Source organism: Mesorhizobium sp. M8A.F.Ca.ET.202.01.1.1, from assembly GCF_004791595.1.
Lineage (GTDB): Bacteria > Pseudomonadota > Alphaproteobacteria > Rhizobiales > Rhizobiaceae > Mesorhizobium.
Genome location: NZ_SRUN01000011.1, coordinates 1 through 26,826 on the forward strand (window position 1 = coordinate 1; position 26,826 = coordinate 26,826).

The window sequence follows — 26,826 nt, forward strand, 5'->3', positions numbered from 1 at the left end:
GAAACGCACCGTCGAGGAAACTTGGCGCCACATCGGCCACCTCGTCGAAACCATCGAGGCAGCCGAATGCAAGAACTACTTCGAAAACGCCGGATACGCTTCCGTCAAAACATGAAACGCTCTAACGCACCAACTTGGACCGCCCATTCAGCATGTTCTAACAGTTTAAATGCAGCGATCAGAAAACAGTGCCGATTCACTTCAAACGTTCGTCGCGAGGTCTGAAGATTTTCTGGCGAGCCAGACAGGTCGACTAGAAATCGGTCACATTCGGCCGCGAAATGCACAGTTCCTGACGCCCAGGTACGTGTCCCTTCGAGGGCCATAAATCGCTGATCATCGATCTCCATCTATCTATCAGCTTATTCGCTTGCTCGATCCGCCGGATATGGCGTTCCAACCAGGATCGCCATGCCGATGCCGAGGAACAGGATGATCGCGGCCATGCCGAGCCGTGGCGAATCGCTGAGCGTGGTGATGGTCGCCACCATGAACGGCGCCAGGAAGCTGGTGGCCCGCCCGGCCAGCGCGTAGATGCCGAAATAGCGCCCGGATTCGGCGGCGGTGACGCTGCGCGCCATGTAGGAGCGCGACGAGGCCTGCACCGGACCGAAAGCCAGGCCGATCAGCAGGCCGTACAGGATGTAGGCCTTCTCGGCCGCCGTGCCGAACAGGCCTCCCGAGTCGGCGGTCGAAAGCTGGACCAGGCCAAGCAGTGTGAAGCCCGGTCCGGTCGAGACGACGCCGACGGTGGCGACCGAAAGCATGACCAGCGCAACCATCACGACGTGCTTCGAGCCGAGCGCGGTATCGAGCCGCGCCGCGATCCAGCAGCCGAAGATGGCGACGACGTTGAGGATGATGCCGAACAGGCCGATCTCGGTGATCGACCAGTGGAACATGCCGGCCGCGAACGTGCCGCCCAGCGCCAGCAGCGCGTTGACGCCGTCCTGATAGATCATCCGCGCCGCGAGGAAGCGCAGGATGCCGCTGCGGTTGCGCACTTCGGCGAGTGTCGACTTGAGTTCCGACAGGCCCTCGCGCACCGCCGGCCCGATCGGGATGCCCTTGACGGCGTCGGGCGTGAAGAAAAACATCGGCAGGATGAACAGGAAATACCAGCCGGCCGACATCGGTCCGGTGAAGCGCGCGTCCTCGCCAAGCTTCGGATCGAGCCCGAACAGCGGGTCGATGCCGATAAGCGTCTTGCCGGTCTCCAGATTGCCTGCCAGGAACAGGACGACGAAGATCAGCGCGATCATACCGCCGAGATAGCCAAGTCCCCAGGCCATGTTGGAGATCCTGCCGATCTCGGCCTTCGGCACCAGGCGCGGCATCATGGAATCGTTGAACACGGTCGAGAACTCGGCCGCCACCGAAGCCAGCGAGAACAACAGCACGACCAGGAACAGGTTCGAACCGGGCGCGGCGAACCACAGCAGGGTGAGGCTGACGATCTTGATCGTCGCGAAGAAGGCGATCCACGGCTTGCGCGGCCCGGTCTGGTCGGCGATCGAACCGAGGATGGGCGACAGGATCGCGATGACCAGCCCCGCCGCGGCGATACCATAACCCCAGGCCGCCTGTCCGGCGGTCGGGTCGCTCGCCATGCGCGAGACGAAATAGGGTCCGAAAATGAAGGTGGTGACGACGGTGAAGAACGGCTGCGCCGCCCAGTCGAAGAACATCCACCCCCAGATGCCGCGCCCCGACGCCCGCTGCACTGTCTCTACCGCCGCCATGCTGATTCCCCCGGCCCGCCCGCGTCGGGCGTCATGTCTGCATGTTTTTCATGGGCATGCAAACTGGCAAATGTTCGTGCCGCCCCTCACCTGCCTGCCGGCATCCTCTCCCCGTATAGAGACGGGGAGAGGGGCGCCGTCACTGCGGATTTCGCCAATCACCAGCGTCCCAAAAGAAGGCGCCGAGGCCGCGGCCAGCCCTTTCTCCCCGTCACTATGCGGGGAGAAATGCCCGGCAGGGCAATGAGGGGCGGCGCCGGCGTTTCGGAGATGCTCACATCCCGGTCAGATCGCTCATCAGTCCCGACGCGACCGACAGCCGGGACACGGTGATGTCGCCGCCTTCGGTCAGCGCCTGCAGCCGCTCGCGGATGCGCGCCACCCGCTCGCCGCCCGCTTCCAGCCAGGCCGCCACCGGATCCGCGGCCTTGGCATGGCCGGTGAGCGCGGCCACCGCGATGCCGCGCCGCGCCGCGCCGATCGTGTCGGTGGCGCGGGACAGAGCGAGTTGATCATAATAGTCCGATGGCGTGATCGAACGCGCCGCATCCTCGACGCGTGGGATGCGGAAGGCATCGCTGACGGCGAAGAATGCCTTGGCGGCCGCGACGATATCGGCACCGGCGGTGCGCGCTGTCAGCGCGATGTCCGGGATGAGCTCCGCCGCCTCGCTCATCGCCAGCTGCTCGGCGAGCTTTTCCGGAGCGCCCGCCTTGAACAGTCCGTGCCGCTTCTCCTCGATCCGCTCGCGCGAAAAAGCCGGCAGCAGCGATACCAGTTTGGGCTCCAGCGCCTTGCGTGCATCCTGCAACTCGGCGATGCGTTGGCCAAGCGATGCCGTGCCGGCATCGTTTTTCAGATACCAGCCGCTGCTCATATAGATAAGCCGGCTCACCATCTGGTAGAGATCGAGCTGCACCTGGCCGTCGATCTGGTTATCGAGCGCGTCGATCTCGCGATAGAGCGCCGGCAGCGCAAAGCCGTCGCGCACCAAGGCGAAGGTGCGCACCACGTCGGCGGCGGTGCGCCCCGTCGCTTCCTGCAGCCGGTTGACGAAGGATGGGCCGCCGCGATTGACCAGATCGTTGGCGACGACTCGGGCGATGATCTCGCGGCGCAGCCGATGGCCATGAATCTCGGAAGCGTATTTCTTCGCCATCCGGTCCGGGAAATAGCCCATCAGGTCGCGGTCGAAATGGGCATCATCCGGCACGTCGCTGGCGACGATGTCGGAAAACAGCACGATCTTGGCATAGGCGAGCAGCACGCCGAGTTCGGCCCGGGTCAGCGGCTCGCCGCGCGCCTCGCGCTCGGCAAGGGCCGCCGGCGACGGCAGCGTCTCGACCACGCGGTCGAGCAGGCCACGCGCCTCCAGCGCGGTCATGAAGCGGCTTTGATGCGCGATGTCGGCGAGGCCGCGCTTGCGGGCGATCGAAAGCGCCAGCGTCTGCTGGTAGTTGTTGGACAGCACCAGGCCGCCGACCTCGTCGGTCATCTCGGCCAGCAGCTTGTTGCGCGCCGGGCGCGTCAGCGATCCCCTGCGCATGGCCGACGCCAGCGCGATCTTGATGTTGACCTCGACGTCGGAGCAGTTGACGCCGCCCGAATTGTCGATAGCGTCGGAATTGCAGCGGCCGCCATTCATGCCGAACTCGATGCGTGCCCGCTGGGTGACGCCGAGATTGGCACCCTCGCCGATCACCTTGGCGCGGACGTCGAGCGCCGTGATGCGGATGGCATCGTTGGCGCGGTCGCCGACCTCGGCATTGGTTTCGGTCGATGCCCTGAGATAGGTGCCGATGCCGCCGAACCACAGGAGATCGACGGGCGCCTTGAGGATGGCGGTCATGATCTCGACCGGCGTGGCGGTCGTCTTGGCGAGGCCGATCGCGGTCGCCGCGGCAGCCGGCAAGGTGATCGACTTCTGGCTGCGCGAGACGATGACGCCGCCTTCCGACAGCTTGGTCTTGTCATAGTCCTGCCAGCTCGAACGCGGCAACGCGAACATCCGCTCGCGCTCGGCCATCGAGGCAGCCATGTCAGGATCGGGATCGATGAAGATGTCTCGATGGTCGAAAGCGGCGATCAGGCGCGTCTTCGGCGACAACAGCATGCCGTTGCCGAACACGTCGCCCGACATGTCGCCGACACCGACGACGGTGAAAGGCGAGGTCTGGATGTCGCGGTTCATCTCGCGGAAGTGCCGCTTGACCGCTTCCCAGGCGCCCTTGGCGGTGATGCCCATCTTCTTGTGGTCGTAGCCGGCCGAACCGCCGCTCGCGAAGGCATCATCGAGCCAGAAGCCATGCTTTTCCGAGATGGCGTTGGCGGTGTCGGAGAAGGTTGCCGTGCCCTTGTCGGCGGCGACGACGAAATAGGGATCGTCCTGGTCGCGGCGCACGACACCGGCCGGCGGAATGACACCGTCCAGCCCGATATTGTCGGTGATCGACAAAAGGCTGGAGACGAAGTTCTTGTAGGCGGAGGTGCCGGCCTCGAAGATGGCGTCGCGTCCGGCGCTCATCGGCAGTTTCTTGGGATAGAAGCCGCCCTTGGCACCGACCGGCACGATGACGGCGTTCTTGACCTGCTGCGCCTTGACCAGGCCGAGCACTTCGGTGCGATAGTCCTGCGCGCGGTCCGACCACCGCAGGCCGCCACGCGCGACCGGGCCGAAGCGCAGATGCAGGCCTTCGACCTCGGAGCCGTAGACGAAGATTTCCCGCCATGGCCGCGGCGCCGGCAATCCCTCGACCGCTTGCGACTCGAGCTTGATCGCCAGCGACTGGCCTTTCTCTTTCGTATCGGCAACGAAATGATTGGTGCGCAGCGAGGCTTCGATCAGGTTCAGGTAGCGCCGTATGATCGTGTCGTCGTCGATGTTGGGGACATCTTCGAGCGCATCCTTGATCTTGGCCTTGAGGTGCTTGGCCGCCACCACGCCTTCCGTTTCCGCCGTCGGGCCGAGGCGGGCGATGAACAGGTCATGCAGGCCGCGCGCGATTTCGGGATAGCGGTTGAGGGCGGCGGCGATGAAATCCTGGCTCTGCGGGATGCCGACCTGCTGCAAATAGCGGCCATAGGCCCGCAGGATGGTAATCTCGCCCGACCACAGGCCGGCGGTTTGCGCAAGGCCATTATAGCCATCATTGTCGACGTCGCCGCGCCACACCGACAGGAACGCGTCCTCGAACAGCGCGCCGCCATCGGCGAGGTCTATTCGCGCGCCGTAGCTGTTCTCCAGCTCCATGTCGTGGATGAAGACCATCCCGGAGGCCTCGTCGCCGACTGCGAAAGTCCGCTCGCTGATGACGCGGAAGCCGATGTTCTCCAGCACCGGAACGCGCCGCGACAACGCCACCGGACTGCCATGGTGATAGATTTTCAGCGCCGCCTGCTGCGGTTTCTGCCCGGTATGGCGGTAATAGTCGATGGCGATCGGATTGCTGGCGCTGATCTTGGCGATGCGCCCGGCATCGGCCAGCGCCACCGCCGCGCTGAACGAATCCCGGTAGCTTTCCGGCAGCCGCGCGGCGATGGCCTTCAACGCCGGATCGCTGCCGTCGGCTTCCGCGGCATCGGCAAGCGCATCTTCCCAGGTGCGCACGATGTCGCGTATCGCCGCTTCGATCGTCGCCTGCTCGACCTTCGGCGTCTTGCCGCCGGAGCGGCCGATGATGAAGTGCACACGCGCCAGCCCACCTTCCGGGAAGGCCGGGTAATAGGCCGACAGCCGGCCCTCGAACACGGTTTTCAGATAGGCGCCGATCTTCTCGCGCACGACGCTGTCGTAACGGTCGCGCGGCACGAAGACGAGGATCGATACGAAACGGTCGAACTGGTCGGCACGCACCAGCGCCCGCACGCGTGGCCGCTCGATCAGGCCGAGAATGGCAGCGGCATGCTTGCGCAGGATCGGCACCGGCACCTGGAACAGCTCGTCGCGCGGATAGCTTTCCAGCACGTTGATCAGCGCCTTGCCGGAGTGATCGTGCCGGTCGAAGCCCGACTTGGCGATGATGGTTTCGGCCTTGGACCTGAGATACGGGATCTTCATCACCGAGCGCGTGTAGGCGGTCGAGGTGAACAGGCCGACGATGCGCAGTTCGCCCGCCAAGGTGCCCTTGGCGGTGTAGGTCTTGACGCCGATATAGTCGAGATAGATGCGCCGGTGCACCAAGGACTTGGCATTGGCCTTGGTGACGATCAGCGGCTCCGGTCCGTGCAGGAAAGCACGGATTTCAGGCGTCGTCGTCACCGCCTCGGTGCCGCGCCTCAGCACCAGCACGTCCGGGTCGGTCAGGATGCCGAGGCCGGGTTTTTCGGAGCGCTCCAGATTGCCGCTTTCCTCGCCGCCGGTGTACTTGAATTCACGCATGCCGAGGAAGGTGAAATTGTCGTCGCGCAGCCACTCCAGGAAGGCGATGGCCTCGGCGACGCTCTTCTTGTCGAGCGGCACCGCAGAATAGCGGAATTCGGAGATGGCCTGATCGAGCCGGGCGAGCATCGGCCGCCAGTCCTTGACCGCGGCGTGGACCTGGCCAAGCATCTTGCGCAACCGCTCGGTCAAGCCATTTGCCTGTGCTGACGTCAACCGGGGAATGTGCACATGGATCACGCTCAGCCGGTCGTGGCTGCCGTCGTCCTTGGCGAAATTGCCGTCGCCGAGGATTTCGTCGACTCCCGTTTTGCCATGGCGAACCGTGATCACCGGATGGGTGACCAGGGTCGGTCCCCCTGATGTCTCCGTGACTTCGCCGAGGATGGAATCGAACAGGAACGGCATGTTGTCGTTGACGACCGTGATGACCGTCACCGGGCGGCCTTCGCGAACGACGCCCGAATCGGCTTCGACGGCGACGACGCACTCACCCTTTTTGTGGCCGGCGACCGCCTTGCCGGCGAGATCGGCGGCGCGCTCGAGGTCGGCCACGTCATAGGCGGCGATATCCTCAGCCGGCGCGCGGGCGAGCAGATAGTCGGCAAGCCTGGCCGGTCTGTCCTCCGTCTTCGCCGCAGTTGCCTTCTTCTTCGACTTAGCTGCGGACTTCACGCTGGCCATGACGCTTCTTCCCTCCCGTCGCATGCTTTTGCGACTATGGTAGCAGATGACCGCTGTTTGGCGACAAAGGTTTGACGGCTTGCCAAGAATTATCGGAATTCGGCGGCAAGGCATCGCCTGACGAGGAGGAATGATCCATGACCGGCAAAATCACCGCGCTTGACCTGGGCTCGGCAGAGCTGAGCGAACCGACAAAAACCTATTTCGCCAAATGCGAGGAGAAGCTCGGCCTCGTCCCCAACGTGCTCAGGGCCTATGCCTTCGACGACAAGAAGCTGCGCGCCTTTACCGACATGTACAATGATTTGATGCTGGGCGAATCCGGCCTGTCGAAACTGGAACGCGAGATGATCGCGGTCGCCGTCTCCTCCATCAACCACTGCTACTATTGCCTGACCGCGCATGGCGCGGCGGTGCGCCAGCTCTCGGGCGACCCCTTGCTTGGCGAGACGATGGTGATGAATTTCCGCGCCGCCGACCTTTCGCCGAAGCAAACGGCGATGCTCGAATTCGCCGTCAAGCTGACCGAAGAACCGGCCAGGATCGTCGAGGGCGACCGTGCGGCGCTGCGCCAGGCCGGATTCAGCGACCGCGACATCTGGGACATCGCCTCGACCGCGGCCTTCTTCAACATGTCGAACCGCGTCGCGGCGGCAATCGACATGCGGCCCAACGACGAATACCACGCCATGGCGCGATAGGGCCACGCGCGCTGCACCGTCAGTCCTGCTCTCATCAAGCGTTGACAGGCGAATGCAGCCAGTTAGTTTTCCGGGAAACAAAATTTCCGAGGGGTGAAACTTCGTGCCCGAGGCTAACGCTTCGAGAATAGGAGCCCTTATGCTTGAGCGAATTGCCCAACCCCGGATTCTTCTCTGCGCCCTGACCATGACGCTGGCGCTCGCCACCCCACCCGCTCATGCCTTCGAGGCAGCGACCACCTATCAGCCCATTTTCGAGACCGCGGCAGCCAAGACAGTAACGTTGACCGGGCATGACCTGACTATCGATCAGGTCATCGACATCGCCCGCAACGGCGCCAAGGTCGAGCTTAGCCCGGAAGCGCTGCAGCGCTCGGCGGATGCCTATGGCCTGCTGCTCGAGGGTGCGGCCGAAGGTATCGCGATCTACTGGTTCAACCGTGGCGCCGGCGATCAGCGCGAAACGGTGATCTTCTCCGGCGATCCGACGACGCCGGAAAACAGCAAGCTCCTCAAGGAGCAGCAGCTCGCCCGCTTCAAGGGCGGGGTCGACAGAGGCTACGGGCCGGAGCTGCAGGAAGAAGCGCTGGTGCGCGCGATCATGGCGATCCGCGCCAACACCATGTCCTACGAAGCCGCCAGCCCGCAGCTGACGCATATGCTTGTCGACATGCTGAACAAGCGGGTGACGCCGGTGGTGCAATCGCGCGGCACGCTCGGCGAAGGCGACCTCGCGACACTCGGCAATATCGGCGCGACGATGGTCGGCGAGGGCGAGGCCTATTTCAACGGCACACGCATGCCCGCCTCCCAGGCCCTCTCCCAGGCCGGCCTGAAGCCGCTCGAACCCTTCGCCGCCGACCAGGCCGCGCTGATCAGCACCAATGCCTATGCCCAGGCGCAAGCCGTGCTCTTGCTCGAGGACGCGCGAAAACTGCTGGAATGGACCGACCTCAGCTACGCCATGGGGCTCAACGGCATGAACTCCAGCGTGACGCCGATATCGGTGCCGGTGCAATCCATGCGGCCTTACCCGTGGCTGACATGGGACGCGGCGAGGATCATGGACATGATCAAGGGCAGCTATCTCTTCGACGAGGATCCGGCCCGCATCATCCAGGACCCGGAAAGCATGCGCGCCTCCAGCCAGCGCCAGGGCTCGGCCTGGCATGCCTGGGCGGATCTGCGCCAATCCGTGCTGCTTTCGATCAATTCGTCGGATCACAATCCGGCCATCCTGCCGGGCCTGACGCCGCAGAGCTCGCCGGAGCTGAGCACGCCGCAATTCATGAAATATTACATCAAGGGCGGGCCGCTGAGTAACGGCAAGTCCGGCTATATCTTCTCCAACGCCAACTGGGATCCCTATCCCATGGCCAATCAGGTCGAGGCTTTCACCATCTCGCTGACCAATCTTGGCGTCGCGGTGGCGCAGCGCATCGAGCGCTTCCGCAACCCCTTCTTCACCGTGGTCAAGCCGGCCGATGTGCTGAAGCCCGAAGAGCGCAAGGACATCCCGACCTTCGACGGCTATCTGCCGACCGATCTCTGGCAGGAGCTGGCCGACCTCGGCACCCCGGTGACGCCGAATGGCCAAGCGATCGTCGCCACCGTCGAGGACCTGGAAGCGCAAACCCGCATCAAGACGCAACGCGCCCGTGAGGCGGTCGACGTGTCGTTCCACCTGCTGGCGCAGGACCTGTTGACGGCAAGCTATTGGATGGAAATCCGCAAGGCGCAGAACCCGCAGCGGAAATTCGGCGCAGCGCCAACCGCGGCACTCGAGGCGCTGCGCCAGGTAATCCCCTGGCATCAGGCGGCATCGGAACGGCAAAAGCGGCCGCTCGGCATGGTCGCCTACGATTTCATGCAGGAGAACCCGGCTTCGAAATTCTATTCCGGCGGGCCGCTGGCCCCGAAGAGTGCTTCACTTCCGGCGGCCGGCGTTCTGCCCAACTGATGAGCTTGCCGCAAGGCGGTATTCCAGGAGCCGGCGCGCCACCCTTCAGAATGGCAGGAGGGCGCAAGGCGATCACCTCGCGGCAGCACGAATATTAGCGATTGCGTATTTTCGTTGCCCACTCGTCATTTTGGTCCGATGATCGGCATGCGGCATGACCGCATGCCGGTTCGATGCCGCTCATCAAGGGAGGAGAACATGGCGAAGTTTCTCTACGTCTATCACGGCTCCGGCAAGATGCCGACGAGCGACTCCGAGCGAAAGGCGATGACCGGCGCCTGGACAGACTGGTTCGGAAAACTCGGCTCGGCCGTGGTCGAGCGCGGCAATCCTGTCGGCATGTCGAAGACGGTGCTGCCCGGCGGCAAGGTCGAAAACAATGGCGGCAGCAACCCGACCGGCGGCTACTCGATCATCGAGGCCAGGGATATCGACGAAGCCGCCGAGAAGGCCAAGGGCTGCCCGATGCTGGCCATGCCAAACTGCAACGTCGAGATCGCACCCATCATCAACATGATGGGCTGACGGGTCGCCTCAAGAGCGCGCCGCGATGGCCGCCGCGGCACCGGCCATCGTCGTGGCGCTGACGCGGTTGGCGATCTTCATGGCGCGCTTGCTCCTGAGCAGTTTGCGTGCCTGCGAGGCGGCGAGCACCCAGGCGAGATCGATGGCGATCAGCACCACCGCCATGGTCGCCGTCAGTTCGACCCAGCCGACGAGACTGACCGAAGCGAGGTCGATGATGGTCGGCAACAGCGCCAGGTAGAACATCATGATCTTGGGATTGCCGAGCGTGACAGCCATGCCGGCGAAGAAAAGCTTCGCCGGCGAGTCTTCACGCGGCATCTCGCCCTCCTTGGCGTCGACGGGCGCCATCCACATCTTCCAGGCGAGGTAGGCCAGATAGGCGACGCCAGCCCATTTCACCGCGACGAAAGCGAGATGGAAGGTCTGCGCCACCACGGCGAGCCCGAACACCGCCAGCGAAAGCCAGATGCCTTCGCCGATCCACATGGCAAGCAGGAACGGGAACACGTCGCGAAAGCCCTTCGAAATGACGCGTGCGACGAGCGCCGCGATCGATGGACCGGGCGAACCGGCGGCCACGAACAAGGCGGCGGCGAAGATCAGGAGCGAGGCGAGGTGCATGGCGAGGGTCTCTGTCTGGCAACCTTTGAAACCTGACACTAGCGCAAGCGATCGAGCCGCGGTAGCGCCAACAAAATGACGCTTGTCCGCGCGGCGCCACGCCGCTAGAAGGGCCGCCGCGAAACAACTTCGAGCTTCACTTTGCCTCAGTAACCGCCGGTCTCGCCAACTCCCCCGACACACCTGCATGGCGCCGCATCAGCAGTGCCTGTTTCATTTTTCATGTGTTCCTCTGGGCGGCGGTTCGAGACCGGTTTGGCACTGCTGAACCGCTGTCGCGCGCTTTTCGCCCAGCGACACCTGACTTCACGATCTCCGCAGCCACCCGCCACGCCGCGCCCGCACGGGCATCTCGACATCGCCGACCGGATGAACTTCCCGACGGGAAGGACTTACCGGCATGTCTTCTATCCTGCGCATCCACTGGACGATCGCGCCTGAAATCGCACCGCGCCCATTGATCAACTGCAATCGCTGCGGCGGCGTGAAAGCCTATCACTGCAGCGGGAAATTCCGCGTCAACGCCAATGGCAAGCGCATCGACGTCTGGCTGATCTATCGTTGCGTCGACTGCGACAATTCCTGGAATTTCGGCATTTTCGAACGCTGCAACCGCCGTGACATCGAGCCGGCGCTGCTCGCGGCGCTCGAGAGCAACGATCCGGAGCTGGCACGTCGCCATGCCTTCGACATCGTCGCCCTGCGCGACCAGGTTGGGCGCGTCGAGGAATTCCCTGATGCCGCCGTGCGCAAACAGGTGATCGGCGGGATGAAGCAGGGCGCGACGGCGCTGGAACTCCGGCTGGGTTTGGAAGTGCCGATATCGCTGAGGCTCGACCGCTTGCTGGCCAGCGAATTCGGCATCTCGCGATCGCGGCTCCAGGCGCTGGAGGAGCGACGGCTGCTGGTCGTTGATCCCGAGGGGAGCAAAGCCCTTCGCAAGCCAGCCCGCGAGGGGACGACGATCCGCGTCAATCTTGCCAGCGAACCAGATCGGCAGGCCATCATCCTGGCCGCTGGGGGATGAAAAAGGGGTGAGGCACCGATGTGCCTCACCCCTTCCGTCAGTTCCGTAAAATGGAAAATTACGCCGCGCCGACCGCCTTCGACGACTTCTCGAAGCGCTTGCGCTCGTTCGGGTCGAGATAGAGCTTGCGCAGGCGAATAGTCTTCGGCGTCACCTCGACCAGCTCGTCGTCCTGGATCCAGGCCAGCGCGCGCTCCAGCGTCATGCGGATCGGCGGGGTGAGCTTGACCGCTTCATCCTTGCCGGCGGCGCGGATGTTGGTCAGCTTCTTGCCCTTCAGCACGTTCACTTCGAGGTCGTTGTCCCTGCTGTGGATGCCGATGATCATGCCCTGATAGACCTTGACGCCCGGATCGATGACCATCGGGCCACGGTCTTCCAGGTTCCACATGGCGTAGGCGACCGACTCGCCCTGCTCGTTGGAGATCAGCACGCCGTTGGTGCGGCCGGGCAATTCGCCCTTGTAGGGCTCGTAGGCATGGAACAGCCGGTTCATCACGGCGGTGCCGCGCGTGTCGGTCAACAATTCCGACTGGTAACCGATCAGGCCGCGCGTCGGCGCGTGGAAGACGATGCGCTGGCGGTTGCCGCCCGAGGGCCGCAGCTCGACCATTTCGGCCTTGCGCTCCGACATCTTCTGCACGACGACGCCGGCATGCTCCTCGTCGACGTCGATGACGACTTCCTCGACCGGCTCCAGCAATTCGCCGTTCTCGCCCTTCTGCATGACGACGCGTGGACGCGAGACGGCGATTTCGAAGCCTTCGCGGCGCATGGTCTCGATCAGCACGGCGAGCTGCAATTCGCCACGTCCGGAGACGAAGAACGAATCCTTGTCGGGCGATTCCTCGATCTTCAGCGCGACATTGCCTTCGGCCTCGCGCAGCAGCCGGTCGCGGATGACGCGGCTGGTCACCTTGTCGCCTTCGGTACCGGCGAGCGGGCTGTCGTTGACGAGGAAGGACATGGTCACGGTCGGCGGGTCGATCGGCTGCGCATGCAGCGCCTCGGTCACCGCCAGGTCGCAGAACGTGTCGGCGACGGTCCCCTTGGACAGGCCGGCAATGGCAACGATGTCACCTGCCTGCGCCTCTTCGATCGGCTGGCGCTCGAGGCCCCGGAAAGCAAGGATCTTCGAAATGCGGCCGGTTTCGATCTGGGTGCCATCATTGTGCAGCACCTTGACCGCCTGGTTCGACTTCAGCGTGCCGCTCTCGATGCGGCCGGTGATGATGCGGCCGAGGAACGGGTTGGCTTCCAGGATGGTGCCGATCATGCGGAACGGGCCGGGATGAACGGTCGGCGCCGGGACATGCTTGATGACGAGGTCGAACAGCGGCGCAAGCTGCTGGTCCTTCGGGCCTTCGGGATTTTCCGACACCCAGCCGTCGCGGCCCGAACCATAGAGGATCGGGAAGTCGAGCTGCTCGTCGGTGGCATCGAGCGCGGCGAACAGGTCGAACACCTCGTTGACCACCTCGACATGGCGGGCGTCGGGACGGTCGATCTTGTTGATGACGACGATCGGCTTCAAACCGACCTTCAGCGCCTTGCCGACGACGAACTTGGTCTGCGGCATCGGCCCTTCGGCGGCGTCGACCAGCACGATGGCCGAATCCACCATCGAGAGGATGCGCTCGACCTCACCGCCGAAATCGGCGTGGCCGGGGGTGTCGACGATGTTGATGCGGGTGTCCTTCCAGTCGACCGAGGTCGCCTTGGCCAGGATGGTGATGCCGCGTTCCTTTTCGAGGTCGTTGGAATCCATGGCGCGCTCGGCGACGCGCTGGTTGTCTCGGAAAGACCCGGATTGCTTCAAAAGCTGGTCGACCAGGGTGGTCTTTCCATGGTCGACGTGCGCGATGATCGCGATATTACGGAGGTTCATGATTCTGGTCTCGGAAGCGTTGCAGGCAGCAGGCCAAAGGCGCTGCCTCTTTCGGTTGCGCGGCTCATACAGGGTTTTTCGCAGTTGCGAAAGGGGAAGCGCGACGCCAAATACTCATCAAATCTTAAGCATCTGCGTGTGAAATGATTTTGTTAACCAAGGCGGGAACCTTTGAGGGCCCGGACAGTTCGAACGTCATGACCGATAAACTCAACCGATTTTGGCCGCTGATCGCGTCCGCCGCCTTTGCCGTCCTGCTGGCGGCCAATGCCGCGCAATCAGCCGCGACGCTGAAGGAAGCGCGTGCCGTCCTGCCGGCTGACGCGCCTTCCGCGCAACAGGCCTTTGCCGACGCACCCGATGGCGTCGACCCGGTGGTGACCGGCCCGGTCAGCGCCGCCTTCAAGCAGAGACAGGCCAGCGCCAATTGTGATGCGGCGGTTTGGCCCAACATTCCGATGGTCTGCTATCCCGACTGAAAGTTCGCGCCGTTCCGCGAAGCTGGCGATCTCCCCCTCGTGGGAAGATCGGCCATTCTGCCTGCCGCCTCAAGCCGGCTGCGGTTCCGGATCGAAAGCCGGCCGGCTGGTGTTGATCAGGAGCGAAATACAGGCGGCGGCGATCGCCGTCATGCCGGCAATCAGGAACGCCAGTTCGTAATTGCCCTGCAGTTCGCGCATCGTACCGCCGAAGGCGGCGGCGGTGGCGGCACCCACCTGGTGACCGGCGACGATCCAGCCGAACACGATCGGCCCGCTACGGTCGCCGAAGGCTTCGTTGGCGAGCCGCAGCGTCGGCGGCACGGTGGCGATCCAGTCGAGACCGTAGAGCACCGCGAAGATGATCAGGCTGGTCGCCGAGAAGCCGGAATAGGGCAGGTAGATGAGCGAGAGACCACGCACCGCGTAGTAGACGCCAAGCAGTTTGCGCGGGTCGTAACGGTCGGTGAGCCATCCTGACAGCGTCGTGCCGATCAGGTCGAAAATGCCCATCATCGACAACAGGCCGGCCGCTTGCACCTCCCCGATGCCCATGTCGCCGCAGAACGCGATCAGATGTGTGCCGACGAGACCGTTGGTGGTGAAGCCACAGACGAAGAAGGTGGCGAACAGGTACCAGAACACCCGCGTGCCGGCGGCCCGGCGCAACGTGTTGAGCGTATGCGCCAGGAAGTTGCCTTGTGACGCGGGCGAAGTCGGCGGCACATCATCCGCCTCTGCGCCATAACGCACCATGCCGATCGAGGCCGGGCGCTCCGGCACCAGCAGCCAGACCAGAGGGATCAACGCCGCGGTCGCGATCGCGACGGCGATGACGACAGGCTGCCAGCCGCCTGCCTGCGCAAGCGAGGCGATCAGCGGCAGGAAAATCAGCATGCCGGTGGCACTGGAGGCCGACATCAGCCCCATGACAAGGCCGCGATTGGTCTTGAACCAGCGGTTGACGATGGTGGCACCCAGCACGCTGGCGACGGCGCCGGATCCGATGCCGGAAAAAACGCCCCAGGTGATGAACAGATGCCAGGGCTTGGTCATCAGCAGGCTGAGCCCGGTCGAAGCCGACATCACCACCAGCGACGCAAGCAGCGTGCGGCGCAGCCCGATGCGTTCCATCAGCGCCGCGGCGAACGGACCGGTCAGCCCATAGAGCAGGATGCCTACGCCTGCGGCCAATGAAATGACGTCGCGCCGCCAGCCGAAGCTGTTTTCCAGCGGCAGCATCATGACGGACGGCGCGGAGCGCAGGCCGGCCGCGATCAGCAGGCAGAGGAAGATGACGCCAACCACGACGAAAGCGTAGCGCTGGCCAAACGGACGGGATTGAGCTATCATGTTACTGACCGGTACGTTGCAAGGTGGGAGTATGTATACGTACCGATCGGTAACATTGTCAATCGAGTCCCATGATGCCAAGCGACAAAAATATTGAACTGACCATCAGCGACGGTCATGCGTCGGCGCCACCCAAGGCCGCCAAGAAGATCCTCGACGTGGCCTATGACCTGTTCTACCGGCGAGGTATCAGGGCGATCGGTGTCGACGAGATCGTCAAGCGCGCCGGCGTCACCAAGCCGAGCCTCTATCGCAGCTTTCCCTCCAAGGACGAACTGGCCGCCTCCTACCTCAGGCAATACGATCTTGAATACTGGGAGCGTTTCGATGAGGCGGTTGCCGCCAATCCCGGGGACCCTCGTGCGCAGATCAAGGCTTTCCTGACCCGCATCGGCAAGCGAACGCAGGTGGCGGACTATCGCGGCTGCGGCATGACCAATGCGGCGGTCGAATATCCCGACCACAGCCATCCGGCCCGCGTCGTCAGCGAGGCCAACAAGCAGGAATTGCGCCGCCGCCTGCGCGCCATGGCGGCTGCGATGGGCGCGCATGATCCTGACACGCTGGGCGACGGGCTGCTGCTGCTCATCGAAGGCGCCTATATCAGCGGCCAGCTGTTCGGCCTCGGCGGACCGGCACAGTCGGTCGCCCGCAACGCCGACCTGCTGATCGAGGCGAGCTTGAAGAAATAGCGATTGGCGATACGCTGGGACGACCGCCAACGGAGATCCCCGCGATGCGCAGCCTGTTGATCCCGCTCATCCTCGCCGGCCTCTGCCAGGCGGCACAAGCCGGCGAGATATCCAGCGCCTACACCGACCTCGACTGGAAGAAGGACTGCGTGACCTATGCGCAGGCCGAGCAGGGCGACGGCGATTGGGCCGACCTCGCCTGCTCCGGCTATCGCGGCTATTCCGTGCTGATCGGATATGACGACGCCCGCGAATCGCTGTTCTACGGTTTTCCGCCCGGCGGCGACATGACGTCCGCCTGGGAAAGTTTTTCGGCCTTCAATTCGTCCGGGGCCAAGGTCGAGTGGCGCATCGAAACCAATGGCGACAAGGCGGTGCCATTCGCGGTCATCCACCGCCGCTCGATCAGCAATCCCGAGGACGAGACCAGGAAGACCGAGGTGCTGCTCGTCGCCAAGGTCGCCCAGATGGACGCCCGTGACGGCTGCACCGTCGGCCTGGTGCTGGCCACCGGCAACCCTACCGCCAACGACCAGGCGCGCAAGATCGCCGACGAGAAGGCGAAAGGCTTCGCCTGCGGCAAGGACAAGCGCGTGGTGATCGGCGACGTGCCGGCTTTCGGCCGGGTTGATAACTGACCGCTCGAGCTACTTGCTCGCCTTTGCCCGTGCAACCGCGTCGATGATCATCCTCTTGGCGTATTTGGAATCGTGCCAGCCTTCGATCTTGACCCATTTGCCGGGCTCGAGATCCTTGTAGTGCTCGAAGAAGTGTTGCACCTGCTGGCGCGTGATGTCGGGCAGCTGCGTGTATTCGGTGATGTTCTCGTAGCGCAGTGTGAGCTTCGGTGACGGCACCGCGATGATCTTCTCGTCCTGGCCGGCATTGTCTTCCATGATCAGCACGCCGATCGGCCGCACATTGATGACGCAGCCCGGCACCAGCGCACGCGTGTTGCAAACCAGCACGTCGATCGGGTCGCCGTCGCCCGACAGCGTGTGCGGCACGAAGCCGTAATTGCCGGGGTAGCGCATCGAGGTGTGCAGGAAGCGGTCGACGAACAGCGTGCCGGCCTCCTTGTCCATCTCGTACTTGATCGGCTCGCCGCCGATCGGCACCTCGATGATGACGTTGACGTCCTCAGGCGGATTCTTTCCAGTGGCTATGGCTTCGATGCGCATGGCTTTTGTCCCTCTCTCGATTGGCAGGAGATAGCGGGCGGCGCAAAATGGTGCAATGCGGCGAATGGTGCTTACATGCATCCGGCGGGACGCGATGGCGTTCGGCGCGTTCAATCATCGGCACAAGATGTTTCAGCGTCGTGATTTACGTGAGCCCGGGACTTCGCCTTCCGCGATCGTGCCCGGCAGTCACTCCCAGACGAAGGCGACCTTCTTCAGCGCCTTCTGCTCGAAAATCTCGACCCCTTCGGCGATGTCGCGTCCGCCGGCACCTGCGTAGAAGGCGAGTGCGTTCTGGTTGTCTTCCAGCGCCCACACCACCATGCCCTTCAGCCCATGGTCGGCAAGCCGCGCCCTGGCCGCTGAAAACAGCCGCCTGCCCAGCCCGATGCCCTGATATTCCGGGCGCAGGTACAATTCGTAGATCTCGCCTTGCTGCTTGAGCTCCTTGGCGCGGTTCTTGCCGATCGTCGCATAGCCGGCAATCGTGCCGCCGATCTCGACGACCAGCACGGTCGCCGCGCGGCGGATGGCATTCGCCCACCAGTCGGTTCCCCGGCGGTTGATCATCGACGTCAGCGTGCGGTGCGGGATGATGCCGCTATAGGCGCCGCGCCAGGCTTCCAGGTGCACCTCGGCAATGGCGCCGGCATCGCGCGGGTCTGCCTTCCGAATATCGATCGTCAGCGTATTCATGATTTGTTAACCATAAACCCGCATCGGCCGATTGCAAGAGTCCGGGGCGGCCCGCCAACCGCTTTCTACATCCGATCCTGACATTGCCGAAATTGGATAAGCCCCGTCCCGAAATGGGCCGGATCGGCAGGGTGGCGTCTGCCGGCAGACTCAGATTTCGACCAGATGGTCGTCCAGTTCGTTGGTATCGCCCGGCGTAACAGGGAAATGCTCGGCCAGCACCGCCCCCACCTGCTCGATCGCCTTGACGAAGCCGTCGGCGAGCCGGTCGTCCCCGGCATGGGCGGTCAGGTCACGCACCACTCCGTCCCAGACTTGTTGGCCGACCTTGGCGTCGATGCCTGAATCGGCCACCACCTCGGCGTAGCGCTCGGCGATCGAGACGAAGATCAGCACGCCGGTGCGCGCCGTGGTGCGGTGAACGTTGCGGGCGAGAAACTGTTTGACCGCATTGGCGTGCGCTGCCTGATAGCGCAGCCGGCGTGGCACCATGTGGATGCGCAGGCCGGGCAGCGTCCACAGCAGGGCCAGCACGCAGGCCAGCGCCAGCAACTCGGCAATGACGAAATGCGGCAGGCGGATGGTGAGCCACCAGGCTTCCAGCCCATAGGCGACGGCAAGGCTGACGATCAGCATGCCGAGGGTCGCCATCAGCGCGGCGGGGGCGAAATAACCGTCGCTGGCATGCGCCACGACGCAATAGATCTCGCCATCGGTTTGCGCTTCGGCGGCACGGATCGCAGCGGCGATGCGCTCATGATCCTGCGGGCTGATCGGTCGTGTTGCCATGATCTTGTCTCACCAGCTTCCTGAAGAACCGCCACCGCCGGACGAGCCGCCGCCGCCCGAAAACCCGCCGCCGCCGCTGCTTGACCCCGAGGACCACCCGCCGCCGGAACTGCCCGAGGACCAGCCGCCGCCCGACGACCCCGTCGTCCAGCCGCTGCTGCCCGTGGATCCGCCCGCTCCCTGGCCATAGCGAAACGTCATCCCCAGCCATCTATACACGCCCGGCGACAGCTTCGTGCCGAACATCGGCGGCAGGAATGCCATTGCCAGGCCACCGAAGAACATCGTCGCCCACAGGATCAGGAACACGGCGACGATCGGGTCCATGGAAGTGCTGCTGTCGGCGGGATTGCGGCGGCCGCGCGCCTCCAGTTCCTCGGGATTGCCTTCCAGCACCATGACCATGTCGTCGACGGCCTTGGAGATGCCGCCGGAGAAATCGCCGGCACGGAACGCCGGCACCATGTCGTTCTCGATGATCAGCCTGGTATGCAGATCGGTCAGCGTGCCTTCCAGCCCATAGCCGACCTCGATGCGCATCTTGCGGTCGTTTGGCGCGACCAGGAGCAGGACGCCGTTGTTCTCCTTGGCCTGGCCGAGCTTCCAGAAACGGAACAGCCGGTTGGCGTAGGGTTCGATCTCCTCGCCGTCGAGACTGGGGATGGTGGCGACGACGATCTGATCCGAGCCCTTGGTTTCGAAGTCCGCCAGCTTCTGCGTCAGCGCGGCCTTGGTCGCGGCATCGATAATGCCGGCATTGTCGACCACACGGCCGGTGAGAGCCGGAAGATCGGCGGCCACGGCGGCGATCGAGGCAAGCAGCAATGACGCCAGTGTGATTAAGGCCAGGCGCAATCCCGTGGCGCATCGGCCGGGCATCGATGGGACGGCGGCTCTTACCATGGCCTACCAGCTTCCCGAGGAGCCGCCGCCGCCGGACGAACCGCCGCCGCCCGAAAAGCCGCCACCGCCGCCACCCGAAGACCAGCCGCCGCCGGAGCTTCCGGACGACCAGCCGCCCCCGGATGAGGACCGCCGGTGCGGCTCGAAGGTCATGCCGAGCCAGCGATAGCGTCCGGGCCCGAGCTTCTGGCCGAAGATCGGCGGCAGGACCGAGGCCGCGATGCTGCCGAAGAAAATGATCGCCCAGATGCTGATGAAGACGGCGAAGAACAGGTCGTCGGCATTGAACGGCGCCTGCTCGTTGCGCTTGCCGCGCGCCTCCAACTCCTCCGGATTGCCCTCCAACACCATGATCATGTCGTCGACGGCCTTGGAGATACCGCCCGGGAAATCGCCGGCACGGAACGCCGGCACCATGTCGTTCTCGATGATCAGCTTGGTATGCAGATCGGTCAGCGTGCCTTCCAGCCCATAGCCGACCTCGATGCGCATCTTGCGATCGTTCGGCGCGACCAGGAGCAGGACGCCGTTGTTCTCCTTGGCCTGGCCGAGCTTCCAGAAGCGGAACAGCCGGTTGGCGTAGGGTTCGATCTCCTCGCCGTCGAGGCTGGGGATGGTGGCGACGACGATCTGGTCCGAGCCCTTGGTTTCGAAGGCGGCGAGTTTTTGGGTCAGCGCCGCACGTGTGCCGGCATCGATGATGCCGGCATTGTCGACCACGCGGCCGGTGAGCGCCGGCAGATCGGCGGCGAAGGCGCTTAGGGGTAGGAGAAGGAAACCGAGAAGAAACCCAAGAAGAGTGAGGTACGCGCGAGGCGCCCCTCTCTGTCCTGCCGGACATCTCCCCCACGAGGGGGGAGATTGGCGGCTTGACCGCCGGCTCTCCCTTTTAGGCGTTGGAGATTGGCGAAAGCCAACGCGACATGTGATCTCCCCACTCGTGGGGGAGATGTCCGGCAGGACAGAGGGGGGCGCCACGGAACGCAATGCTTTCAGGCCCCGCGAAACAATGGCCCGTTCACCCGCCCTGCTTCGTGCCGAAGTCGACCTTCGGCGGCTGCATCTTGTCTTCGTCGACGGTGAAGTTGGCGAACGGCTCGTTGCCACGGAACCAGAAGGTCGCCCACAGCACCGACGGGAAGGTCTTCAGCGTCAGATTGTAGTCCCTGACGGCCTGGATGTAGTCGCGCCGCGCCACCGCGATGCGGTTCTCGGTGCCTTCGAGCTGTGCCTGCAGCGCCAGGAAATTCTGGTTGGCCTTGAGGTCGGGATAGGCCTCCGACACCGCGATCAGCCGCGACAGCGCGCTGGTCAGCCCTGCCTGGGCATCCTGGAACTTCTTGAGCGCTTCCGGATCCTTCAGCGTTTCCGGCGTCACCATGATCTGCGTCGCCTTGGCGCGCGCCTCGACCACCGCGTCGAGCGTGTCCTTTTCATGCGAAGCATAGCCTTTGACCGTCTCGACCAGATTGGGAATGAGATCGGCGCGGCGTTGATACTGATTCAACACCTCGCTCCATGCCGCCCTGGCGTTTTCTTCCGCTGTCGGGATGGTGTTGTAGCCACAGCCAGCAAGCAGCGGCAGCACGATTGCCATCATCAGGAAGGCGGGCAGCGTGCGGAATGTCGATGGTCGAGCAAGGCGCTGGGCAAGCATGATGGGGTTCCCTCGATAGAAGTTGCAGGCGAAGCATTACCACAATCGGCGCGCAAGAAAACGGCCTCGACCTCTGGAACAGGCTCTGCGTGAATCGGGCCCGCGCAAGGCCCTGTGATTGGGTCCGCGAACGCGATAAGGTCCGATCAGAACGGGACATCAACATGGCGCAACGCCAGAACAGCGACAGCGAATCGCGCCGTATCCTCCAGCGCGTCGCGCAGGAGACCGATCCGGCCGGCAACTCTTTCGTGGCACGGACGACGAAAGGCATGCGCGACCACGTCTCCGCGGCCGACGCCGATCGCACGGATCCGATCGAAGTCTGGGGCACGCGCGTTGGCCGGATACTCGGACTGCTTCTGGCGCTGGGCCTGATGGTCTGGCTCGTGCTTTTCCTCACCCGGGGCAGCTAGGAATCAAGAAACAATGAGCGCCGAAAAAGCCGACGCGCCGCGCGCGGTCATCGTCATTTCCAGCCATGTCGCCCGTGGCTCCGTCGGCAACCGCGCCGCCGTCTTCGCGCTGGAGACCTTGGGCTTTCCGGTGTGGGCGGTGCCGACAATCATCCTGCCCTGGCATCCCGGACATGGCCGCGCCACCCGCATCGTGCCGCCGCTCGACCAGTTCAAGGCGCTGATGGCCGATCTGGAGCGCGCGCCGTGGCTGGGTGAAGTCGGCGCCGTGCTCTCCGGTTACCTCGGCGAGGCCGGCCAGGCCGAGGCGGTCGCCTCGCTGGTCGCCGCGGTCAAGGCCAGGACGCCTGACGCCGTCTATATCTGCGATCCGGTGATGGGTGATTCCGGCGGCCTCTATGTGCCCGAGCCCACCGCCGCCGCCATGCGCGACCGCCTGATGCCGATCGCCGACATCGCCACCCCCAACCGCTATGAGCTGGAATGGATGGCCGGCGCGCCGCTACCCGACCTGAAATCGGTGATCTCGGCGGCGCTCCATGCCGGACCGCCGACCATGCTGGTCACCTCGGCACCGTCGATGATTTCAGGCGGCACCGGCAATTTGCTGCTCGACGGCACCCAGGCGCTGCTCGCCGAACACCGCCTGATCGACAAGCCGCCGAATGGGCTGGGCGACCTGACGGCCGCCGTCTACCTGGCGCGCATCCTGTCCGGCCAGCCGGCGATCAAGGCGCTGCAGTCGACCACGGCGGCGGTCTACGAGATCCTGGCGCGCACGGCCAAGCGCGGCGGCGACGAATTGCAGCTCGAAACCGATGCGCAGAGCCTGTCGCACCCGATGGCCATGGTCCAGCTTCGCCACCTGACGCATCCGGGGCGGGACCGCCGGGCGTGACCCCCGAAATCGTGCTCGTCGGCGCCGATGGCTGCAAGGCCGGCTGGATCGCCGTGCTGCACGAACCCGGTTCGACACCTCGTGACGCCAGCCCCGCGCCTTCGGTCGATGTCTTCCCCACCTTCGCCGCCCTGCTGGCGGCGATCCCCGATGACGCGATCGTCGCCGTCGACATGCCGATCGGCTTGCCGGAATTTTCGCAAAAGGGCGGGCGCGGACCGGAAGCGCTGGTGCGGCCGCTGCTCGGCGCGCGCCAGTCCAGCGTCTTCTCGATCCCGTCCCGCGCCGCGCTCTATGCCGACACCTGCGGCTTCACCACGATCGAAGCCTGGTACGCCGCGCATCGCAGCGCAAGCGAGGTGGCCAGGACCACATCCGATCCACCGCGCGGCGTTTCCATCCAGACCTTCGGCATCTTCTCCAAGATCCGTGAAATAGACGCGTTGCTGATCGCGCAGCCCGAACTGCGCGGCCGCGTCTTCGAATCGCATCCGGAAGTCGCCTTCTGCCGCCTGAATGGCGACCAGGCCATGCTGTTGCCGAAGAAGATCAAGGGCAGTGTCAACCCGGCCGGCATGGCGGAGCGCAAGGCACTGCTTTGCCGGCATGGCTATGAAATGGATTTCCTCGACCAGCCGCCGCCACGTGGTGCGGCCGCCGACGATTTCCTCGATGCGGCGGCGATGGCGCTGATCGCCGGCCGCATCGCCAGCGGCAAAGCAAAACCGTTTCCCGACCCGCCGCTCGCTGACGGTTTTGGCATACCGGTCGCCATCTGGGCATGACAATGTCGGCGGGCGTCACGCTTTTGGCGCATGGCATTTATGGCCAGCCCCTACAATTCTGCATTGCTCGTAGCGGGCTTTTGCCGTTAGAGCCTTTCCTCGACCGCAACGTATCGGCCCGAAAGCCGGAATCGGCTTTCGGAAAGCACGATGCGTAAACAAAATAGCAGAGCTGCCGCCTCCAACCCGGAAAGGCCTTAGCCGCCCATGCCTCATCTTCCCGAACACCTCCTCGCCGGCTACCGCAATTTCATGAACGGCCGCTACCTCACCGAGAGCGGCCGCTATCGCGAGCTCGCCCGCGAAGGCCAGGCGCCCGAGACCATGATCGTCGCCTGTTGTGACTCGCGATCCGCGCCCGAGGCGATCTTCGACGCCGGCCCCGGCGAGCTCTTCGTGCTGCGCAATGTCGGCAACCTGGTGCCGCCTTACGAGCCGGACGGCGAGTTCCATTCGACTTCGGCGGCGCTCGAATTCGCGGTGCAGAGTCTCAAGGTCAAGAACATCGTCGTCATGGGCCACGGCCGCTGCGGCGGTATCCGCGCCGCGCTCGACAGCAACGCCGCGCCGCTGTCTCCCGGCGACTTCATCGGCAAGTGGATGAGCCTGATCGCGCCCGCCGCCGAGACGGTGTCGGCCAGCACCTTCATGACGGCGACGGAGCGCCAGACGGCACTCGAGCGCATCTCGATTCGCTATTCCCTCGCCAACCTCAGGACCTTTCCCTGCGTCTCGATCCTCGAGGGCAAGGGGCGGCTGTCGCTGCACGGAGCCTGGTTCGACATTTCGACCGGCGAGCTCTGGGTGATGAACAAGGAAACCGGCGATTTCGAGCGCCCGGTGCTGGAATGACCGGTACGGCGCGGCAGGCGATGAGCGTCCGGCCGGTCGTTTTCGCGGCGGCCGCGCTGCTGATAGCGATCGTTGCCGCTCGCGCCGATGACCGCGCCATCATCAGCCGCTGGTATTCGGCGCTGCTGGTCGCCGATCGCACCGAGCTGTCAGACCTGCTCGCCGACGACGTCCGCATCAAGCTCGACGACCTCGGCGTCGTCCAGAGCAAGCAGGAATTCATCGCTTCGCTCGACGAATGGAAAGGCGCGGTTGCCGGTGCTGCTATCCGGCACCGCATCGAGAAGAGCGAGGGCGGGGTCACCACCGTGATCGCCTGCTACGATTTCCCCGACAATGACATGCTGATGCAGGAAACCTTCGCGGTGAACAACAACCGCATCACCGCCAGCTCGCAAGCCGCGATCGCCGAAAACTGCGAGGGCTACTGAGGCGGATCGGCCAACTGGCATATTGCGGGCCCGCGGGCCACGCCCTACATCGGTGACACCCTCCTTCTGATGCCAGCGAAAGACCCTCCATGCCCTCTCCGAAAGCCGTCGATCTCGCCGCCCATCCGTTGACCGCGTGGCGAGGACCGCTCGGCCTGCCCGATTTTGCCCATATTGGCGACGGTGATTTCTCCCCTGTCTTCGACGCCGCGCTGAAGGCGCATGAGGCCGAGATCGACGCGATCGCCACCAACAAGGATGCGCCGACCATCGACAACACGCTTGCCGCGCTGGAACTGGGCGGCGAGGCGCTCGATCACGTCTCGTCGATCTTCTGGTGCCGTGCCGGCGCCTACACCAACGAGACGATCCAGGCGCTGGAGCGCGACATTTCGCCGAAGATGTCGAGGCACTTCTCGGCGATCTCGATGAACGAAAAATTGTTTGCCCGCATCGACGACCTCTACCAACGCCGCGAGAGCCTGAAGCTCGATCCCGAGACGCTGCGCGTCCTGGAGAAGACCTGGAAAGGCTTCGTCCGTTCCGGCGCCAAGCTCGATGCCGACGGCAAGAAGCGGTTGGCGAAAATCAGCGAGGAGCTGTCGTCGCTCGGCACGACTTTCGGTCAGAACGTGCTTGCCGACGAGCGCGACTGGGCGCTGTTCCTCGACGAGGCCGACCTTGCCGGCCTGCCGAACTTCGTAAAAAGCTCGATGGCCGAGGCCGCCGAGATACGTGGTCAGAAGGGCCGCTACGCCGTCACACTGTCGCGCTCGATCTACGAGCCGTTCACCACCTTCTCCGAGCGCCGCGACCTGCGCGAGATCGTCTTTCGCGCCTTCACCATGCGCGGCCAGAACGGCGGTGCGTCCGACAACACGACCGTGGTGCGCGACATGCTGAAGCTGCGGGCCGAGAAGGCGAAGCTGCTCGGCTATGCCTCCTTCGCCGCGCTCAAGCTCGACGACACCATGGCCAAGACACCGAAGGCGGTGCATGCGCTGCTCGACCCGGTCTGGGAAAAGGCGGTGGAAAGGGCCGCCGCCGACCAGAAAGAACTGGAGCGGCTGGCGGCCGAAGCCGGCAGCAACGAGAAATTCGCCGCCTGGGACTGGCGCTTCTATCAGGAGAAGCTGCGCGCGGAAAAGTTCGCTTTCGATGAGGCGGAGCTGAAACCCTATCTGCAGCTCGATCGCGTCATCGACGCCTGCTTCGACGTGGCGACGCGGCTGTTCGGCATCACGTTCGAGGAGAAGAAGGGTATTGCCGCCTGGCACCCGGACGCGCGTGTCTTCGTGGTGAAAAACGCCGACGGCAGCGAGCGCGGCCTGTTCCTGGCCGACTATTTCGCCCGACCCTCGAAACGCTCCGGCGCCTGGATGAGCGCGCTGAAGTCCGGGTATAAGCTCGGCCACGGCGCGAAGCCGGTGATCTACAACGTCATGAACTTCGCCAAGCCGCCGGCGGGCGAGCCGGCCCTGCTGTCGGTCGACGAGGCGAAGACCTTGTTCCACGAATTCGGCCATGCGCTGCATGGCATGCTGACCGACGTCACCTGGCCATCGGTTTCCGGAACCTCGGTCAGCCGCGACTTCGTCGAACTTCCCTCGCAGCTCTACGAGCACTGGTTGACGGTGCCGGCGGTGCTGGAAAAGCACGCGCTTCATGTCAAGACCGGCAAGCCGATGCCCAAGGCGCTGCTCGACAAGATGCTGGCCGCGCGCACTTTCGGCGCCGGCTTCGCCACTGTCGAGTTCACCGCCTCCGCCTTGATCGACATGGCCTACCATGCACGGCCCGACGCGCCGGAACAGCCGCTTCGTTTCGAGGGCGAAACATTGGAAAAGCTCGACATGCCCGACACGATCGCGATGCGCCATCGCACCCCGCATTTCGGCCACGTCTTCTCGGGCGACGGTTACTCGGCCGGCTATTATTCCTACATGTGGTCGGAGGTGCTCGACGCCGATGCCTTCGCCGCCTTCGAGGAGACCGGAGACCCCTTCAACCCGGCGCTTGCCGAGCGGCTGAGGAAGAACATCTACGCCGCCGGCGGCTCGAAGGATCCCGAAGAGCTCTACACGGCGTTTCGCGGCAAGATGCCTACGGCAGATGCGATGATGGTCAAGCGGGGGCTGGTGTAGCGCCAGCTAATCTCCCCCCTT

Annotated in this window: 24 protein-coding genes and 1 pseudogene; 14 read left to right on the forward strand and 11 right to left on the reverse strand. The window is 64.3% G+C overall.

Annotated elements, in window-relative coordinates; translation table 11 throughout:
• Positions 1-115 (forward strand): annotated as a pseudogene (locus tag EN845_RS22415) (IS630 family transposase); the annotation flags it as partial.
• Between the two features lie 247 nt (positions 116-362).
• On the opposite strand, the gene EN845_RS22420 reads toward EN845_RS22415, so the two are convergent.
• A complete protein-coding gene (locus tag EN845_RS22420; protein WP_127872902.1) occupies positions 363-1,742 on the reverse strand; it encodes an MFS transporter in 1,380 nt (459 codons plus the stop codon).
• Between the two features lie 274 nt (positions 1,743-2,016).
• Entirely contained in the window at positions 2,017-6,804 is a 4,788-nt protein-coding gene (locus tag EN845_RS22430) for an NAD-glutamate dehydrogenase (protein ID WP_127872901.1), read from the reverse strand.
• A gap of 137 nt (positions 6,805-6,941) precedes the next feature.
• Between EN845_RS22430 and EN845_RS22435 the strand changes: the two genes are divergently transcribed.
• The 3 genes from EN845_RS22435 (at position 6,942) to EN845_RS22445 (ending at position 9,990) form a co-directional block, all read left to right on the forward strand.
• On the forward strand, positions 6,942-7,505 hold the full coding sequence (locus EN845_RS22435) for a peroxidase-related enzyme (RefSeq protein WP_127872900.1): 564 nt from the start codon (positions 6,942-6,944) through the stop codon (positions 7,503-7,505).
• A 139-nt stretch (positions 7,506-7,644) separates the two neighbouring features.
• A complete protein-coding gene (locus EN845_RS22440) occupies positions 7,645-9,465 on the forward strand; it encodes an aromatic amino acid ammonia-lyase (protein WP_127872899.1) in 1,821 nt (606 codons plus the stop codon).
• Positions 9,466-9,663: 198 nt separating this feature from the next.
• Positions 9,664-9,990 carry a YciI family protein gene (locus EN845_RS22445; RefSeq protein WP_127872898.1) on the forward strand — a complete coding sequence of 109 codons (327 nt, stop codon included), beginning with the start codon at positions 9,664-9,666 and terminating at the stop codon, positions 9,988-9,990.
• Between the two features lie 9 nt (positions 9,991-9,999).
• On the opposite strand, the gene EN845_RS22450 is transcribed toward EN845_RS22445, so the two are convergent.
• A complete protein-coding gene (locus EN845_RS22450; protein WP_127872897.1) occupies positions 10,000-10,614 on the reverse strand; it encodes a LysE family translocator in 615 nt (204 codons plus the stop codon).
• Positions 10,615-11,014: 400 nt separating this feature from the next.
• Between EN845_RS22450 and EN845_RS22455 the strand changes: the two genes are divergently transcribed.
• Positions 11,015-11,641 carry a DUF1062 domain-containing protein gene (locus tag EN845_RS22455; RefSeq protein WP_127872896.1) on the forward strand — a complete coding sequence of 209 codons (627 nt, stop codon included), beginning with the start codon at positions 11,015-11,017 and terminating at the stop codon, positions 11,639-11,641.
• A 58-nt stretch (positions 11,642-11,699) separates the two neighbouring features.
• Here EN845_RS22455 and typA read toward each other — a convergent pair whose 3' ends face one another.
• On the reverse strand, positions 11,700-13,529 hold the full coding sequence (typA, locus tag EN845_RS22460) for a translational GTPase TypA (protein WP_027145159.1): 1,830 nt from the start codon (positions 13,527-13,529) through the stop codon (positions 11,700-11,702).
• Positions 13,530-13,726: 197 nt separating this feature from the next.
• Here typA and EN845_RS22465 point away from each other — a divergent pair, with 197 nt between their 5' ends.
• Positions 13,727-14,008 (forward strand): hypothetical protein, encoded by a 282-nt coding sequence (locus tag EN845_RS22465; protein ID WP_245464393.1) that lies wholly within the window; start codon positions 13,727-13,729, stop codon positions 14,006-14,008.
• A gap of 69 nt (positions 14,009-14,077) precedes the next feature.
• Here EN845_RS22465 and EN845_RS22470 read toward each other — a convergent pair whose 3' ends face one another.
• Positions 14,078-15,361 (reverse strand): MFS transporter, encoded by a 1,284-nt coding sequence (locus tag EN845_RS22470; RefSeq protein WP_167531439.1) that lies wholly within the window; start codon positions 15,359-15,361, stop codon positions 14,078-14,080.
• Positions 15,362-15,435: 74 nt separating this feature from the next.
• On the opposite strand from EN845_RS22470, the gene EN845_RS22475 reads away from it, so the two are divergent.
• Together EN845_RS22475 and EN845_RS22480 are read left to right on the forward strand one after the other, a co-directional pair.
• A complete protein-coding gene (locus EN845_RS22475; protein ID WP_127278722.1) occupies positions 15,436-16,053 on the forward strand; it encodes a TetR/AcrR family transcriptional regulator in 618 nt (205 codons plus the stop codon).
• A 44-nt stretch (positions 16,054-16,097) separates the two neighbouring features.
• Positions 16,098-16,691, forward strand: coding sequence for a hypothetical protein (locus EN845_RS22480; protein ID WP_127278723.1), 594 nt, complete (start codon positions 16,098-16,100; stop codon positions 16,689-16,691).
• Between the two features lie 9 nt (positions 16,692-16,700).
• Here the strand turns inward: EN845_RS22480 and ppa are convergent, their stop codons facing one another.
• The 6 genes from ppa to EN845_RS22515 all read right to left on the reverse strand — a co-directional run bounded on the left by ppa (position 16,701) and on the right by EN845_RS22515 (position 21,279).
• A complete protein-coding gene (gene ppa / locus EN845_RS22485) occupies positions 16,701-17,234 on the reverse strand; it encodes an inorganic diphosphatase (protein WP_127278724.1) in 534 nt (177 codons plus the stop codon).
• Positions 17,235-17,423: 189 nt separating this feature from the next.
• On the reverse strand, positions 17,424-17,930 hold the full coding sequence (locus EN845_RS22490) for a GNAT family N-acetyltransferase (RefSeq protein ID WP_127278725.1): 507 nt from the start codon (positions 17,928-17,930) through the stop codon (positions 17,424-17,426).
• A 150-nt stretch (positions 17,931-18,080) separates the two neighbouring features.
• Positions 18,081-18,719: a TPM domain-containing protein gene (locus EN845_RS22495; RefSeq protein WP_127278726.1), complete on the reverse strand. Its 639-nt coding sequence runs from the start codon at positions 18,717-18,719 to the stop codon at positions 18,081-18,083.
• Between the two features lie 9 nt (positions 18,720-18,728).
• Complete coding sequence (locus EN845_RS22500; protein WP_127872895.1) at positions 18,729-19,622, reverse strand: YgcG family protein; 894 nt, start codon at positions 19,620-19,622, stop codon at positions 18,729-18,731.
• 3 nt (positions 19,623-19,625) lie between these two features.
• Complete coding sequence (locus EN845_RS22505) at positions 19,626-20,363, reverse strand: YgcG family protein (RefSeq protein WP_335930843.1); 738 nt, start codon at positions 20,361-20,363, stop codon at positions 19,626-19,628.
• Between the two features lie 277 nt (positions 20,364-20,640).
• Complete coding sequence (locus tag EN845_RS22515) at positions 20,641-21,279, reverse strand: LemA family protein (RefSeq protein WP_127872894.1); 639 nt, start codon at positions 21,277-21,279, stop codon at positions 20,641-20,643.
• A gap of 164 nt (positions 21,280-21,443) precedes the next feature.
• Between EN845_RS22515 and EN845_RS22520 the strand changes: the two genes are divergently transcribed.
• The 6 genes from EN845_RS22520 (at position 21,444) to EN845_RS22545 (ending at position 26,805) form a co-directional block, all read left to right on the forward strand.
• Positions 21,444-21,695 (forward strand): hypothetical protein, encoded by a 252-nt coding sequence (locus EN845_RS22520; protein WP_127280911.1) that lies wholly within the window; start codon positions 21,444-21,446, stop codon positions 21,693-21,695.
• 13 nt (positions 21,696-21,708) lie between these two features.
• A complete protein-coding gene (gene pdxY / locus EN845_RS22525) occupies positions 21,709-22,593 on the forward strand; it encodes a pyridoxal kinase PdxY (RefSeq protein ID WP_127872893.1) in 885 nt (294 codons plus the stop codon).
• On the forward strand, positions 22,590-23,378 hold the full coding sequence (locus EN845_RS22530; protein ID WP_127281197.1) for a DUF429 domain-containing protein: 789 nt from the start codon (positions 22,590-22,592) through the stop codon (positions 23,376-23,378). The genes pdxY and EN845_RS22530 overlap by 4 nt, the downstream gene beginning before the upstream one ends.
• A 207-nt stretch (positions 23,379-23,585) precedes the next feature.
• On the forward strand, positions 23,586-24,230 hold the full coding sequence (locus EN845_RS22535; protein ID WP_127872892.1) for a carbonic anhydrase: 645 nt from the start codon (positions 23,586-23,588) through the stop codon (positions 24,228-24,230).
• Positions 24,227-24,661 carry a nuclear transport factor 2 family protein gene (locus EN845_RS22540; RefSeq protein WP_127872891.1) on the forward strand — a complete coding sequence of 145 codons (435 nt, stop codon included), beginning with the start codon at positions 24,227-24,229 and terminating at the stop codon, positions 24,659-24,661. Before EN845_RS22535 ends, EN845_RS22540 begins: the two co-directional genes overlap by 4 nt.
• 89 nt (positions 24,662-24,750) lie before the next feature.
• Complete coding sequence (locus tag EN845_RS22545; protein ID WP_127277068.1) at positions 24,751-26,805, forward strand: M3 family metallopeptidase; 2,055 nt, start codon at positions 24,751-24,753, stop codon at positions 26,803-26,805.
• Positions 26,806-26,826 lie beyond the last annotated feature (21 nt).